General features: G+C 71.4%; 15 protein-coding genes and 1 tRNA gene. 12 read left to right on the top strand and 4 right to left on the bottom strand.

Features of this window, described 5'->3' with window-relative positions:
- Nucleotides 1-81: 81 nt before the first annotated feature.
- The 7 genes from moaC to H0487_RS18315 all read left to right on the top strand — a co-directional run bounded on the left by moaC (nucleotide 82) and on the right by H0487_RS18315 (nucleotide 4,524).
- Nucleotides 82-561 (top strand): cyclic pyranopterin monophosphate synthase MoaC, encoded by a 480-nt coding sequence (gene moaC, locus H0487_RS18345; protein ID WP_183095677.1) that lies wholly within the window; start codon nucleotides 82-84, stop codon nucleotides 559-561.
- A complete protein-coding gene (locus H0487_RS18340) occupies nucleotides 558-1,052 on the top strand; it encodes a MogA/MoaB family molybdenum cofactor biosynthesis protein (RefSeq protein WP_183095676.1) in 495 nt (164 codons plus the stop codon). Before moaC ends, H0487_RS18340 begins: the two co-directional genes overlap by 4 nt.
- On the top strand, nucleotides 1,052-1,726 hold the full coding sequence (locus tag H0487_RS18335; protein WP_312856013.1) for a GNAT family N-acetyltransferase: 675 nt from the start codon (nucleotides 1,052-1,054) through the stop codon (nucleotides 1,724-1,726). The genes H0487_RS18340 and H0487_RS18335 overlap by 1 nt, the downstream gene beginning before the upstream one ends.
- 82 nt (nucleotides 1,727-1,808) lie before the next feature.
- Entirely contained in the window at nucleotides 1,809-2,633 is an 825-nt protein-coding gene (gene sepX, locus H0487_RS18330; RefSeq protein WP_183095675.1) for a divisome protein SepX/GlpR, read from the top strand.
- A gap of 52 nt (nucleotides 2,634-2,685) precedes the next feature.
- Nucleotides 2,686-2,761: transfer RNA gene (locus tag H0487_RS18325), tRNA-Ala, on the top strand.
- 69 nt (nucleotides 2,762-2,830) lie between these two features.
- Nucleotides 2,831-3,790 carry an MOSC domain-containing protein gene (locus tag H0487_RS18320; RefSeq protein ID WP_183095674.1) on the top strand — a complete coding sequence of 320 codons (960 nt, stop codon included), beginning with the start codon at nucleotides 2,831-2,833 and terminating at the stop codon, nucleotides 3,788-3,790.
- Between the two features lie 125 nt (nucleotides 3,791-3,915).
- Nucleotides 3,916-4,524 carry a hypothetical protein gene (locus tag H0487_RS18315; RefSeq protein WP_183095673.1) on the top strand — a complete coding sequence of 203 codons (609 nt, stop codon included), beginning with the start codon at nucleotides 3,916-3,918 and terminating at the stop codon, nucleotides 4,522-4,524.
- Nucleotides 4,525-4,530: 6 nt separating this feature from the next.
- Here H0487_RS18315 and H0487_RS18310 read toward each other — a convergent pair whose 3' ends face one another.
- Complete coding sequence (locus H0487_RS18310; protein WP_183095672.1) at nucleotides 4,531-4,992, bottom strand: SRPBCC family protein; 462 nt, start codon at nucleotides 4,990-4,992, stop codon at nucleotides 4,531-4,533.
- 112 nt (nucleotides 4,993-5,104) lie between these two features.
- Between H0487_RS18310 and H0487_RS18305 the strand changes: the two genes are divergently transcribed.
- The 3 genes from H0487_RS18305 to H0487_RS18295 all read left to right on the top strand — a co-directional run bounded on the left by H0487_RS18305 (nucleotide 5,105) and on the right by H0487_RS18295 (nucleotide 8,562).
- A complete protein-coding gene (locus H0487_RS18305; protein ID WP_183095671.1) occupies nucleotides 5,105-5,476 on the top strand; it encodes a DUF4267 domain-containing protein in 372 nt (123 codons plus the stop codon).
- A 267-nt stretch (nucleotides 5,477-5,743) separates the two neighbouring features.
- On the top strand, nucleotides 5,744-6,349 hold the full coding sequence (locus tag H0487_RS18300) for a hypothetical protein (RefSeq protein WP_183095670.1): 606 nt from the start codon (nucleotides 5,744-5,746) through the stop codon (nucleotides 6,347-6,349).
- Nucleotides 6,350-6,627: 278 nt separating this feature from the next.
- Entirely contained in the window at nucleotides 6,628-8,562 is a 1,935-nt protein-coding gene (locus H0487_RS18295) for a hypothetical protein (RefSeq protein WP_183095669.1), read from the top strand.
- 10 nt (nucleotides 8,563-8,572) lie between these two features.
- On the opposite strand, the gene H0487_RS18290 is transcribed toward H0487_RS18295, so the two are convergent.
- Genes H0487_RS18290 through H0487_RS18280 form a run of 3 tightly spaced genes read right to left on the bottom strand, consistent with a single transcriptional unit; the run spans nucleotide 8,573 to nucleotide 11,957 of the window.
- Nucleotides 8,573-9,394 (bottom strand): enoyl-CoA hydratase/isomerase family protein, encoded by an 822-nt coding sequence (locus tag H0487_RS18290; RefSeq protein WP_183095668.1) that lies wholly within the window; start codon nucleotides 9,392-9,394, stop codon nucleotides 8,573-8,575.
- The gene (locus H0487_RS18285) at nucleotides 9,391-10,434 is read right to left on the bottom strand and encodes a TIGR03617 family F420-dependent LLM class oxidoreductase (RefSeq protein ID WP_183095667.1); all 1,044 of its coding nucleotides are present in this window, start codon (nucleotides 10,432-10,434) and stop codon (nucleotides 9,391-9,393) included. Before H0487_RS18285 ends, H0487_RS18290 begins: the two co-directional genes overlap by 4 nt.
- Nucleotides 10,431-11,957 (bottom strand): aldehyde dehydrogenase family protein, encoded by a 1,527-nt coding sequence (locus H0487_RS18280; protein ID WP_246383825.1) that lies wholly within the window; start codon nucleotides 11,955-11,957, stop codon nucleotides 10,431-10,433. Before H0487_RS18280 ends, H0487_RS18285 begins: the two co-directional genes overlap by 4 nt.
- A gap of 140 nt (nucleotides 11,958-12,097) precedes the next feature.
- On the opposite strand from H0487_RS18280, the gene H0487_RS18275 reads away from it, so the two are divergent.
- Nucleotides 12,098-13,405: a PucR family transcriptional regulator gene (locus tag H0487_RS18275; RefSeq protein ID WP_183095666.1), complete on the top strand. Its 1,308-nt coding sequence runs from the start codon at nucleotides 12,098-12,100 to the stop codon at nucleotides 13,403-13,405.
- A gap of 29 nt (nucleotides 13,406-13,434) precedes the next feature.
- Nucleotides 13,435-14,034, top strand: a 600-nt coding sequence (locus H0487_RS18270) for an SDR family NAD(P)-dependent oxidoreductase (protein WP_183095665.1), incomplete at its 3' end; no start/stop codon positions are given.

The raw sequence follows: 14,034 nt of genomic DNA, 5'->3' as shown, positions 1-14,034 counted from the left end.
GGTAGGGGTCGTCCGACTGAGAGTGACCTGTCGGTCACTCTCATTCGGACGACCCGAGCCTCGGATGGGAACATGGTCGGCATGAGTGACCCAGCCCGCGGGTTGACCCACGTCGACGAGACCGGTGCCGCCCGGATGGTCGACGTGTCGGACAAGGCCGTCACCGTCCGCACCGCCTCGGCGTCCGGCCGCGTCCTCGTGTCCGCGGAGGTCGTCGCGCTGCTGCGTGGCGAGGGTGTGCCGAAGGGCGACGCGCTCGCGGTCGCCCGGATCGCCGGGATCATGGGTGCGAAGCGCACGCCGGACCTGGTGCCGCTGTGCCACCCGCTCGCGCTCTCCGGCGTCACCGTCGACCTGTCGGTCGCCGACGACGCCGTCGAGATCCTCGCGACGGTCCGGACCTCCGACCGGACCGGTGTGGAGATGGAGGCGCTGACGGCGGTGTCGGTCGCCGCGCTCACGGTCGTCGACATGGTCAAGGCCGTCGACAAGGGAGCGGTCATCACCGACGTCCGGGTCGAGACGAAGACGGGCGGGAAGTCGGGGGACTGGAAGCGATGAGCACTCCCGATGCGGGCGGGCTGCCGGCGGTCGTGGTCGTCGCGTCGAACCGGGCGGCCGCCGGCGTCTACGAGGACACCACGGGACCGCTCATCGTCGAGGCGCTGCGGGGCCTCGGCTTCGCGGTCGACGACGCCACCGTCCGCCCGGACGGCGAGCCGGTCGGTGCTGCCGTCGCGCTCGCGGTGAAGGCCGGCGCCCGGCTGGTGCTGACGACCGGCGGCACCGGGCTGACGCCGACCGACCGGACGCCGGAGGTGACCCGGCCGCTGCTGGACCGCGAGGTGCCCGGGCTGGCCGAGGCGATCCGCGCGGCCGGGGTGGCCAAGGGCGTGCCGACCGCGGCCCTGTCGCGGGGCCTGGCCGGCATCGCCGGCTCGTGCCTGGTCGTCAACCTGCCCGGGTCGCGCGGGGGTGTGAAGGACGCGCTCGAGGTGCTCACGCCTGTGCTGGTGCACGCCGTCGAGCAGATCGTGGGGAGCGACCACTGATGGGGGAGGAGCGGATCGGGCGGCTCGCACGCGAACGGATGATCACGTCCTCACCCGGGCGGGCCTGGCCCAACGTGCTGATGTCCGGCACCGACCCGGTCGTGACGCTCCGCCCGATCCGGCGGGGCGACGCCAAGGTGTGGCGCGAGGTGCGCCGCCGCAACGCCGTGTGGCTCTCGCCGTGGGACGCCACCGTGCCGCCGGGGGAGAGCCCGCGCCCGACCACCTTCGGTGCGCTCGTCCGGCGGCTCGCGCGGGCGGCCCGGCGCGGGACGACGTACCCGTTCGTCATCGAGGTCGAGGGTCGCTTCGTCGGCCAGGTCAGCGTCAACAACATCGTGCGGGGCTCGGCGCAGTTCGCGTCCGTCGGCTACTGGATCGACCAGCGGGTCGCGGGCCGCGGGATCATGCCGCGCGCGGTCGCGATGGCCGTCGACCACGCCTTCTTCACCGGAGGGCTGCACCGGCTCGAGATCTGCATCCGCCCCGAGAACACCAACTCGCTGCGGGTCGTCGAGAAGCTCGGGATCCACGAGGTCGGCTACGCCCCGCGGTTCCTCCACATCGACGGCGACTGGCGTGACCACCGGATCTTCGCCGTCACCCGCGAGGACGCGCCGCGGGGTCTGCTCGCCCGTCTCGAGGAGTCCGGCGGCGGCTCCGGCGCCCCCTGATCCCACGAGTCCCACGAGTCATTCTGTGACACACCGATAGACATACGTCCCGAGCTGCGCTAGTGGTCCTAGCCTCTGCCATGTGGACCTGAGCGCACTGATCTTCGTCGCCCTGGCGGTGGCCTGGGCCGTCTACCTCGTTCCCAAGGCGCTCAAGCACCACGAGGTCGACCGGGTCAGCCGGTCCGTGGAGAGCTTCTCCGACCGGGTGCGGGTGCTCGCCAGCCGCGAGGCCGTGTCGGCGACCAAGGCGGACCTCGTCGTCCGCCGGCCGCGCATCGCGCGGACCGCGGCCCCGGCAGCACCTGCGGACGCGCCGGCCGAGCCTGCCGCTCGGGCTCCGCTGTCCCGCGCACAGGTCCGTGCCCGCAAGCTCGCGGCCGCGCGTGCAGCCGAGCGCCGTCGCCGGGTGCTCGGCACGATCCTCGTCCTCAACCTGGTCGTCGTCGGCCTCGCCGCGGCCGGCGTCGTCGGCTGGGCCTGGGTGGCCGCGCCCGCGGCGCTCCTCGTGGCCTGGCTGGTCGCCTGCCGCCTGATGGTCCGCAAGGAGCGGGCCGTGCGGGCCGCCGTGACGGCGCCGGTGCGGAAGCGTCGTACGACGCTCGCCGACCAGGTGCTGGCCGAGGAGGACCTCGGCGACAACACCGAGGAGATCCCCGCGATCCGCGTCGAGGACGAGCCGCCCTCCGCCCAGGCCGACGGCTGGGACCCGGTGCCGGTCACGCTGCCCACCTACGTCGCCAAGGCCGCCGCCGGCCGTACCGTCCGTACCATCGACCTCGACTCCACGGGCGTCTGGAGCTCGGGCCGCAACGCCGCCGACTCCGCCCTCGCCCGCGAGGCCGACCAGCAGCGCGCCGACCAGGTCGAGGCCGCTTCCGACCAGCGCCGCGCCTCCGGCGCCTGACCCCCTCGATTCGGGGAGCGCGGGAGCCTGGTGCTAACGTTTCCCCGCGTTTGGGGGTGTGGCGCAGCTGGTAGCGCGTCTCGTTCGCATCGAGAAGGCCAGGGGTTCGAGTCCCCTCACCTCCACCAAACCCGAAGGCCGGCTCCCCTGTCAGGGAAGCTGGCCTTCGTCGTTCCCGGGGCGGCTATTGTCCGTTCATGTCGGTCGGCACGGTGGCAGGTCTGTGGCGCTACCCGGTGAAGTCCATGGGTGGCGAGGCGCTGTCCGGCTCGGCCGTTGACCAGCGGGCGTTGCACGCGGACCGGATGTGGGCCGTGCGCGAGCTCGACGCCAACGCGATCACGACAGCCCGACGCATCCCCCAGCTGCTCGGTTGCTCAGCCCGGTACGTCGACGAGCCTCCCGCCGGTGTCGGCCCGGGCGATGTCGCCCACGTCGTCGTCACCTTCCCGGACGGGACCGAGGTCAGTAGCACCGATGCCGAGCAGATGGGCGCACGGCTGACCGAGCTCACGGGCAGGCGGGCTGCATTGGTGTCGTTGCCGCCGACGAACCAGAAGAGCGCCTACCGGGGCGTGCTGATGACCAAGCGCGAGATCCGTCGCCAGTGGGCACTGTCCGACGACGATCCTCTCCCGGACTTCTCGGGGTTCCCGATCGGCAAGATCGCCAGGCTCGCCGTCTTCGCGGCGCCGGTCGGGATCTTCGCCGATGCCTACCCCGTCCACGTCCTGACCACGTCCAGCCTGCGCACCATGGCGGGGCACGGGGGCGACTTCGACGTGCGGCGCTTCCGCCCGAACATCCTCATCGACGGCCAGGAGGAAGGAATGGTCGAGCAGACCTGGCTCGGCGGGACACTGCGGGCAGGGGACCTCGGGCTGAGCATCGAGATCCCGACCATCCGCTGCTCCGTGCCGATGCGGGAGCAGTCCGGGTTGTCGGCGGACCCGATCGTGCCCCGTGCGCTGTCAGCGCACGCCGACCGGTGCCTGGGGGTCTACGCCGACGTCGCCGAGGCCGGCACCGTCCAGGTCGGGGACGCAGTCACGTTCGAGCCGCCGGAGGAGCAGGGTTCCATCCGCGCATCCGTGGACCGGCTCGCTGACCGACTGCGCCGCAACGCCATCCGCGCCGGCAGCCGCCTGTCGCCCTAGGCGCGCGCCCGGCGGCGCCGCCTCGTGCTCGCAGCCCGGGGGTCGTCCTTGACACCCCGCGAGGACATCATCTAGAACACGTTCTAGTGGCGGCGGATGACGCCGCCCGACCGGAGGACGTCGTCATGGAGAAGATCGACCTGCTGCTCTGGGACGACGCCGCGGTCGCCGCAGCCGCGACGGTGGAGGTCCCCGGACTGCTCTCCGCGACCGTGTCGGTCGCGGCAGACCTCGCCGGAGCCCCGCTCCTGATGGGGCACGGCGCGCTGTTGCGCGGCTCCGCGTCGTACTGGGTCGACTCGGTCGACGTGTGGCCGCAGCTGGTCGAGCAGGCGCCGGGGGATGCCTACCTGGTCACCGAGTCGGTGCCGCAGGCCGTGGCCGACGGGACGCTGCTCACGCACTTCACCTGGTTCCCGAAGCCGGAGCGGCTGACCGAGGAGGAGTTCTTCCACGGGTGGCACATGATCCACACGCCGTCGTCCGCGCGGCTCCACCCGCTGCGCAAGGGGTACGTGCGCGACGCCGTCGCGCGCACCCTGACTCCCGGGTCGCCGCCCGTCCGCGCGATCGTCAGCGAGTTCTTCGACGAGGACGTCTACCTGGACCCGAAGCGCCTCTTCGGCAGCAGCGAGGAGCTGATGGCGACGGTGGAGGAGCTCCCGTTGTACGCCGACCAGGCCGACATCGCCAGCTGCCCGCTGCGCCGGACCCCGCTCACCCCCGGCCCTTAGGGACCGCTACAGCCGGGACCCGAGCCGGGCCCACATCTTCTTGGCCGAGGCGCGCCAGAAGACGGCGAACACGGGGAGGACCAGCCCGGTGACCCGGTTGGTCGGATGAAGCGTCCAGTGCCAGGTGACCCGGGTGCCGCCGCCCTCGGCCGCGAACGAGAAGCCGCCGTCCACGCTGGAGACCAGCGCCTTCAACGGACCGGTGAACTCCGTCAGTCGGTAGCCGTACTCGTGCGGTCGGTCCGCGCGGACCAGCGCTTCGGTGTTGGTGCTGCCGTCGGCCAGGACGATGGTCCGCGTCTGTCCGACGACTGCCCAGTCGCCGGACTGGCCCTCGCTCCTGACCACGGGCGGGATGGGGCCTGCCCGCTCGACGAAGAGCTCCTCCAGCGGCGCTGCCAGGACTGCATCGAAGGCGACCTCGGGCGTGACCGGGAAGACCTCCGAGGATGCGACGTCGTACGACATGGGTGTCCCCTCTGTGGACGTCTGGGTGGACGCCGGGCGGTCGCTTCCGGCGGCCTCGATGCTAGTCGCCATCCTCCGACACCTCGGCTGTCGCCCGGACTAGGGTCCGTCCATGGCAGTCGACGTCCCCGCCCTCGTCGCCGGCGGGATCCGCTTCTCCTCCGGCGTGCACTTCCTGGTCGACCCGCTCGGGGCGAACCGGATGTGGGGCAACAAGGAGGCGGTCGACACGACCGCGCGGCTGCTGCTGCGCTCGATGGGCTATCGCGACTTCCTCATCGGCGCGATGCTGCTCCAGGCGTCGCTGCGCGGCAAGGACACCCGCGGCTGGTTCCTCGCCTCCGGCGGCGCGGACGCTGCCGACTTCATCGGCGGCCTCCCGGTCCACCACGAGATGAGCGGCTCGGCGAAGGCGATCGGCCTCGGCGGTGCCGTCGTCGGTATCGGCGTCGGCCTCTGGGGAGCCACCCGCCGCCGTCCCTGAGGCCGGACCGGACGACATTGCAGATTTCTGCACTTCCTGCTCGATTGCCACCCAGGTTTCCCTGACCAGATAACGATCGCCGCGGTGGTCGTGACCGGCCCGATCTGAGGGCTCGAGACCGCGCTCGCGTCGCACGATTCCGCAGCCGGATCTCCTTGATTCGGTGGGCGGGAGGCGTGCAGTCTTTACCTTGCCGAACCGGCCGAGTCTTCACGCCCGACCTGTGCAACCGGGCAATTTTCTCTCCCCCGATCTTGCGGAGTTGTCATGCGGAGGCTGTTGCTTGCGGCCGGCCTGGTCGGCGCCGCCGGTGTCACGATCCCGGCGGTGCTCATGGGCGGAGGGGGCGAAGTCGCCTCATGGACACCGAAGCCCGAACCTCTGACGGGTGGTGCCGTAGGCGATGCCGCCGCAGCCTGCCGAGCCTCCATCGGCGCACATGACACCGGTGAGCGAGTCGCGGTGGCAGAGCGGCGGGGGGAGTGGACCTTCGTGCTTCTCACCGGGAAGGCGGCGGAGGTCGTCTGCCTGATGCCCGATGAAGCAATCGGGGGCCGAGCCCGTGGCGGGGACGACGTCTTCGGTGCCTACAACCCAGGCGACGCCACGCCTGCGGCCCTGGGCGCCGACACCCTGGTCGAGGGGCGGGCCATGAGCAGCAGTACCAGTGAAGGTTGGTTCACCTGGACGACGGGATACGTGGGCAACGAGGTCGCCGGGGTCACCGTTCATACCTCCTCAGGCCTCGACATCGAGGCCTCCGTCGTCGGCAACCGGTTCGCAGCGTGGTGGCCGGATGACGGTGAGTCGTGGACGTACACCGTGCATCTCGTCGATGGGAGCACCCGCCCGTTGGAATCCGGGAGGAGCTAGAACGGGTCGAGCGCGAGGTGCGTCGTCGGAACGGGCACCGGCGCCGACGACCAGGGCGAGCCGAAGTTCCCCTTTGCTGTGGGCCCGACGCGTTATGCGGCGGCAGACCTCGAGTCCCGACGCGCTGGTACGACGCGCTGGTGCGACGCGCTGGTACTCAGCAAACCGTCAGCCGCTCGCGAGGAGAACGGCACCTCACTGCGGCACGCTCGCCGCCGAGTCGGACGTTCCCCCGGTTCCGCCGGCGCGGCCGGCGCCGAACGAGGAGACCGATGGCCATGACGATCCCGAAGCCCCTCCGCGTGCTGCTGACCGGCGCAACGGTGATGGTCGCGAGCACCCTGGTGAGTCCCGGTGGTTCGGCGGCACCCACGCAGACGCCAGTGACCCCCGTGACCTGGGGCGAGATGATCCCGGACAACACCGTCGAGGCTCCGCCGCCGCTGCAGGCACTCGAAGTCATCGACACCGTCTACTTCGACGAGATCGCCGTCCCGGATGACACCGTGGTCACAGGGGTGGACCTGCTCCCGGACGGAGAGCACTGGCTTCTCGGGGTCGAGATCGACGGTGCCGGACACCTAGCGGTCACACTTCCCGACGGGTCGGACTACCGATGCATCACCTGCGGTGTGGCTGACTCGGCCGAAAAGCCTGAGGTGCTCGACGACGAGCAGCGGGTGTGGTTCGCGAACACCAGTGGCCAGACCTCTGGCGCAGTCGCGGACTACCAGTGGTCGGTGCTCGAGTGCCTGCCCAGTGTCTACGACTGTCAGCACCAAGAGCTGTCGTCGGTCGACTTCCCGATCGACTCACTCACCTCGCTGCCCCAAGGCGCACAGAACCGCGAGGCCACGCCCGACGGGGAGGGACGCTTCGTCGTCTGGAACGAGGTGCGGTCCCTGGAGGGGACCCGGGTGACCGTCGGCCGGATCGAGCGAGGAGCCGATGGCTACCGGGTCACCGACCCCCGCGTCCTCCAGCCCCAGTTCTCGACCAAGGGCGGCACGGCTGACTGGGTCGCAGGAGGGCGGTTCTACGAAGGCGGGCGTTTCGTACTCGGTAACCGTTACGTGAAGTACCAGACCACGCGAACGGCCTTGAACTACGACACCGGGCTGCTCGACCTCGCGACCGGCGAGTACCGGTTCATGACCCGCGACCTCGACTACAACGAGACGGGTGACGAGTCGCCAGACGGCCAGTGGTTCACCTACTCCTCGGCCCGTGGGCTCGACCGGATGGACGTCTTCACCCAGCTGGTGAGGCCGTCCCTGATCGACATGGTCGCCTTCGGGCAGGTCGGCCGAGTCGGCCTGTTCAGCAACCGGCGATGCATGAACGAGGCGTGGTTGATGGGGTTCGATGGCCAGCGCCAGGACGGGTACGCCGGGCAGCCGCTGCTCACCGAAGACAACTGGTTGGCGCGGAAGCGCCAGTGGTACCCCGACAGCCGGACGCTGTTGCTGACCGAGCAGCTACTGCCCAACGTCGCGGGGGAGGTGCCGCGCGGTCGACAGTTCCGACTGCGGACGGTCCGCCTGCCCGGTCCAGCTACGGCGCCCCTGCCGACGCTCTCGTTGGACGACGTCGATTGGGACGCGGTGAGCGTCCCGGCTGCGGAGTACCGCGGGCTCGCGTCGCGGTCGAACGCGGCCAAGGTGCTCCGAGGACGCGTGTCGGGCCGGGCGGTCCTGACCTACCTCGGAACCTTCGCTGGAGGCAGCTGGACCGTCAGGTACCGCAACTACTCCGACGATGGCGTCAACGTCGTCAACGGGCGCGAGTCGATCCGCGTTCCGCTCGCGGCAGGGGTGGCCGTGTGGACGGCGATCCTGTCCTCGACGGGCGCGCGTCGCGGGACCACCAAGGGCCGCCTGCTGATCCAGCCCGACGGCGCGTCGCCGGGCAACGTGACCACGACCATCAACGGTCGCACGTGGACCGGAGTACCGAAGCAGGCTGACTGCCCAGGGATGCGTCAGCCCGAGCTCGACGTGGCCATCACGGCAGGGGCCGGTCGTTCCCGGGTCGTTGCGGTCAGCGCGATCGTGGCGGAGGACAGCGGTCCACGTCCGGTCGCCGGCGCGGTCGTGGCCGTCGGACCGCACCGCTACCTGACCAACCAAGCCGGACTGGCCACCGTGCCCTCCAACGTCACGGGAGCCGTGCAGGTGGACGCGGGCGGTTTCCGCGGATGGTCCCAAGACTGATGGAGGATCCTCAGCGTCCGGTGAAACGTGCGGGCTCGCCCGCCATGAAGGCACGCATCGCCTCGACGGCGTCCTCCGAGCGCGACGCGAGGACCTGGTTCCGGTTCTCCAGAGCGATCGCTGAGTCGAGCGACTGGGCGTCGATGTTGAGCTCCAGACCCTCCTTGGTGAGCTTGAGAGCGAGGGGGCTGATCGAGGCGAGCTCGTGGGCCAGCTCGAAGGCCGCGGGGAGCAACCGATCCGGCGCCACGACCTCGGTCACCAGACCGATGCGCTCGGCCTCCTCCGCAGTGATCCGGCGGCCGGTGAGCATCAGCAGTGACGCCTGCCCCATCCCCACCACGCGGGGCAGCAGCCAGGACACCCCGACGTCGCACCCACTGAGCCCCAGGCGCACGAAGGCGACGGTGAAGAACGCGGCGTCCGACGAGATCCTGACGTCGGCCGCGAGTGCGAGAGCCAGTCCGCCCCCGGCGGTCGGGCCGTTGACGGCGGCGACCACGGGCACGGGGAGCCTCTTGAACCGGGCGATGACTCGGGCGCCGGCTTCCTGGGCACGCAGGAAGTCGGTGACGGAGGTCGACGGCAGCTCGGTGATCGTGCCGAGGTCGGCTCCGGCACAGAAGCCGCGACCGGCGCCGGTCAGGACCACGACGCGCACCGTCGGGTCGTCCTCGACGACCTCGCAGAGCAGGTCGAGCTCGTCGAACAGCCCCTGGTGCAGGGCGTTGAGCTGGTCGGGGCGGTTCAGCGTGACGACGTGGACCCCGTCGTCGAGGGACTCGACGAGGAGGTGCTCGAAGTCCGTCGTGCCCAAGGTCGCGCGGTTCATCGGTTCGCTCCTGTCACCTGGTGGGCGTCGGCGTCGAGCACGGCCGTCGCGACCGACCCCTCGCCGACGGCCTGGAACGGCATCGTCATCGTCACTCGGTCCACGTGCCCGCCGTAGCGCTGACGGAGCCGGGACGCCACCGCAGCGGGCTCGCCGACGACGGCGAACGTGTGGAGGACCTCGTCGTCCACGAGCGAACCCAGCTCCATCAGTCCGCCGCGCGCCACGAGCGCGTGGGCGTCACGGTGCAGGTCGGCCCAGCCGTGATGCTCGAGCACCGGGAGGTAGGCCGGGGTCGAGGCGTAGAAGCCGATCTGCATCCGGGTCAGCGCGGTCGCCTCGGCGAGGGCTTCCTCGGTGTGCCCGCAGGCCACCATCGCCATCGCGGACACCGTGAACTCGTCGTCGCGGGCGGCTCGCTCCCGCGCCGCGCGCACGGCGGGGACGAGGATCTCGTCGCGGTACCGGTCGGAGGTGAGGGGGTGGATGACCAGTCCGTCGGCGACCTCGCCGGCCACCTCGATCATCCGTTGTCCGACCGCAGCCAGCCAGATCGGCGGTCGAGCGTCGGGGAGCGGGCCCGGAGAGAACGTCGGGAGCATCAGGGTGTGGGTGTAGAAGTCGCCCTCGAAGGTCAGCCGGCCCCCGGTCTGCCAGCTGTCCCAGATCGCGTGCAGCGCTGCGACGTACTCTCGCATCCGGGCCGCGGGCCGCGACCACGGCATGCCGTAGCGCCGGGTGATGTGGCCGGCGACCTGCGTCCCGAGGCCCAGCACGGACCTGCCGTCCGTGAGCCGGTGGACGTCCCACGCGGCGTAGGCGGTCGTCATCGGGGTGCGTGCGAACGCGATGGCGACCGACGTGCCGAGGATCATCTGGTCGGTCGTGGCGGCTGCCGCGGCGAGGGACACGAACGGGTCGTGCTGCGCCTCGGAGACGAACATCCCGGTCGCGCCGTGTCGCTCCAGAGCCGCCGCGGCGGTGCCGATCCGGTCCGGCGCCTCGTGGAACGCGACGTCGAGGTGGAGGCGGCGGTTCATCGGATCCTCCGGAGTCCCCGTGCGACGGTGGCCTTCAGGACCCCGTGGGTGAGTGTGGAGCGCAAGGCCGAGTAGGGGAACCAGTTGGGTTCGGAGGACAGTGCCACCCGCGGCTCGGTCGTGGCGCGGGGGCGGCAGAACTTCTGGAGGGCCTCGGGACCGCCGAAACGTGCACCGAGACCGCTGGCCTTCCAGCCGGACTGCGGAATGGCGAAGGACAGCAGGTTGGACATCACGTCGTTGTGGTTGACGGCGCCGACCTCGAGCCGGTCGGCGACCGCACGGAAGCGAGTCGTGTCGCGTGTCCAGACCGAGGCGGAGAGCCCGTAGACCGACGCGTTGGCGAGGCGGACGGCCTCGTCGGCGTCGCGCACCTCGACGACGGGCAGGACCGGCCCGAACGTCTCCTCGTTCAGCACCTCCATCCCGTGGTCGACGTCGACCAGGACAGTGGGGGCGAACTCGAGTCCACGCCCGGTCGGGTGGCCGCCGGTCAGGGCTCGGGCGCCGCGCGCCACCGCGTCGCCGACCTGCGCGCGCACGACCTCCAGCTGCGCGGCGGTCGTCATCGAGCCGACGTCGCCGTCGGGTCGTTGCTCCAGCAGCCCGACCTCGGCGACGAGGTGCCGGACGAAGTCGGCATAGACCGCCGACTCGACATAGACGCGCTCGACGCCGACGCACGTCTGGCCGCTGTTGGACATCCCACCCCAGGCCGCACCGCGCGCGGCCTTCGCGAGGTCGGCGTCGGCGAGGACGATCATCGCGTCCTTGCCGCCCAGCTCGAGGCTGCACGGCACCAGGCGCTCGGCCGCGGCTGCCGCTACGGACCTGCCGGTCCGGGTGCTGCCGGTGAACTGGATGAAGTCGACCGTGTCGACGACGGCCCGGCCGACGTCGGGACCACCGGTCGCGCACCCGAGCACCGGCGGGGCGCCGATCTCCTCCCAGCCCGCGACCGCGCGGTGCAGGGAGAGCGGCGTCTCCTCCGACGGCTTCGTCACGACCGCGCACCCCGCGAGGAGCGCCGGTACGGCGTCCATGAACGCCATGGCCAACGGGAAGTTCCACGGTGAGATGACGCCGACGACGCCGACCGGCCGCAGCTGCACGCGCAGCCGCTTGGACATCCCCAGCATGCCGTGAGGGGCAGGTGTCCGGTCACCCAGCGCGGACGGCGCGATCCGGCACAGGTAGTTGATGAGGTCGGCCACGATCACCGGCTCGGCGAGTGCTTCGTGCCGGACCTTCCCCGACTCCAGGTGCACGGTCTCGGCGAGCGACACGCGATGGTCGAGGACCCAGTCGCGGTAGCGCTCGAGCCAGCGCACGCGGTCCGCCACCGGCAGGTCGGCCCACGCCGGCTGGGCAGCGCCCAGGCGGGCGACGAGCGCCTCGGTGGCGCTGCGGTCCAGGGCCGGTACCGAGCCGATCTCCGAGCCGTCGTACGGGTTCTTCACGCGGAGCACGTCGGGTCCGGGGGGCATCCGCGTCACGTCGGACGGGGTGGTGCTGGTGGGCATGGGGCGTTCCTCCTCAGGCGGATCCTCAGCATCACGGGCGCCGGCCGGTGGGCGCTTGGTTTTCGTGCACGAGGTGGCGGCAACGGTTGTACGCTCCGTCCAATCGGCGATCCGCGCCGCAGCGACGAGATGGAGGCGCGATGGGGGAGGAGGCGTCCCGGGGCGCGCTGACCGACGAGGAGCGGCTCGTCCTCCTTCTGGAACGGCTCGCCGACACCGCCACCGTCCTCGAGGTGGCCGGCCACCTCAACGAACTGCTCATCGCCGAGGTGCCCGAGCTCGGCGCTGACCCGGCCATCCGGTCGGACCTCGACGCCGCGACGGCTGCCCTGGCCGGCGCCCTTGCGAGCACACCGGCGGGCGAGCCGCTGCTCGGGGTGGTGATCCCCGAGCTCGTGCTCGACCTGGTGCGTGCGATGGCACGTCGTCGGATCGACATCACCGTCGTCCTCCGCGGCATCCGGGTCGGCCACCGTCTGTCCTGGCAGGAGGTGATCCGGGTCCTCGACGCCGAGGTCGACGACCCGGAGCTGCGCTACGCCGCGCTCACGCTGGGCTGGGACCGGATCGCGGCGGCGATCGAGGCGGTCGCCGAAGCAGCGGTCGCGGCCTACACGGCCGAGCGCGACGAGTGGCTCCGGGGGGCGCACGCGCGCAAGGCCGAGGTGGTGGCCGCCCTGCTCGACGGCGAGCCGGTCGACGTCGACGAGGCGACGGCGACCCTCGGCTACCGGCTGAGGAGGCGCCACCTGGCCTTCATGTTGTGGCTCGACGGACCGTCGAGCGCGCCCGCGAGCGCGCTGGCCTCCGCGGCCACGGCGATCCGCGCGGAGCTCGGTGCTCCCGACCACCTCAGCCACCCCGAAGGTGCTCGGTCGCTCACGATCTGGCTGGGGTTCGACACCGAACCGGACCCGGCGGCGCTGCGGCGCACGGCGCTGCCGCCGGGTGTCCGCACGGCATACGGCCTGCCCGCCCTCGGTGTCGGCGGGTTCGTGCGCAGCCGCAGCCAGGCGCTCGCCGCTCGCCGCGTCGCCGAGCACGCACCTGGCCACCCGGCGACCACCTCCTACGACGATGTCGAGCTCGTCAGTGCCTTCCTCGATCAACCCGAGGTGACCTCCGAGCTGGTCCGTCGCGAGCTGGGTGACCTCGTGGCCGAGGGTCCGGTCGCGGCCCGTTTGCGGGAGACCGCGCACGGCTACCTGCGCGCCGGAGGGAACGCCCGGGACGCGGCCACCCTCATCGGGACCCACAAGAACACGGTGCTGTACCGGCTGCCGCAGATCGAGGCAGCGCTCGGTCACGGGGTCTTGGACAGACGGCTCAAGCTCGAGGTCGCCCTGACGATGGTCGAGCACCTCGGCGAGCCGGTGCTCCAAGCGGCACGCGATTTGGGCAGGCCGCACAAGGGAGCGTCGTCGGTTGGATCCCGCAACCTAGTCTGAGCGCCGATCCCGGCCATACGTTCCGCGGCATGAGAACAGCACTCGACGGCAAAGTGGCCGTGGTGACCGGTGGGGCGCGTGGGATCGGGCTGGCGACGGTCCGCGCGATGGCAGGCAAGGGGATGCGAGTAGCGGTGGGCGACCTCGACGTCGCCACGTTGGAGGAGTCCGCGCCGGCGGCCGGGGCCGTGTTCCACGGCTCCCTCGACGTCACCGACGCCGCTGACTTCCGGTCCTTCATCGACAAGGTCGAGGCGGAGCTCGGGCCCATCGACGTGCTGGTCAACAACGCTGGCATCATGCCGACGGGTCGGTTGTCCGAGGAGCCGGACGGCGTGACCCGGCGCACCGTCGAGATCAACACCATCGGCGTGATCACGGGCACGAAGCGGGCGCTGGAGACGATGCTGCCCCGGCGGTCGGGTCACATCGTCAACATCGCCTCGATGGCCGGGGTGTTCTACATGTCCGGCGTCGCGACCTACACCGCGTCGAAGTGGGCGGTCCTCGGGTTCACCGAGGCGGCGCGCTACGAGCACGCCGGCACCGGCGTGGAGCTCACCGCGGTCCTGCCGGGTGTCGTCCACACCGAGCTGTCGGCCGGCGCCCGGGAGAGTCGGCTTCTCCCC

This window comes from Nocardioides stalactiti (genome assembly GCF_014180715.1).
In the GTDB taxonomy this organism is placed as follows: Bacteria; Actinomycetota; Actinomycetes; order Propionibacteriales; family Nocardioidaceae; genus Nocardioides; species Nocardioides stalactiti.
Note: the sequence above shows the minus strand (reverse complement) of the source record. Positions and strands in the feature narration are given on the sequence as shown.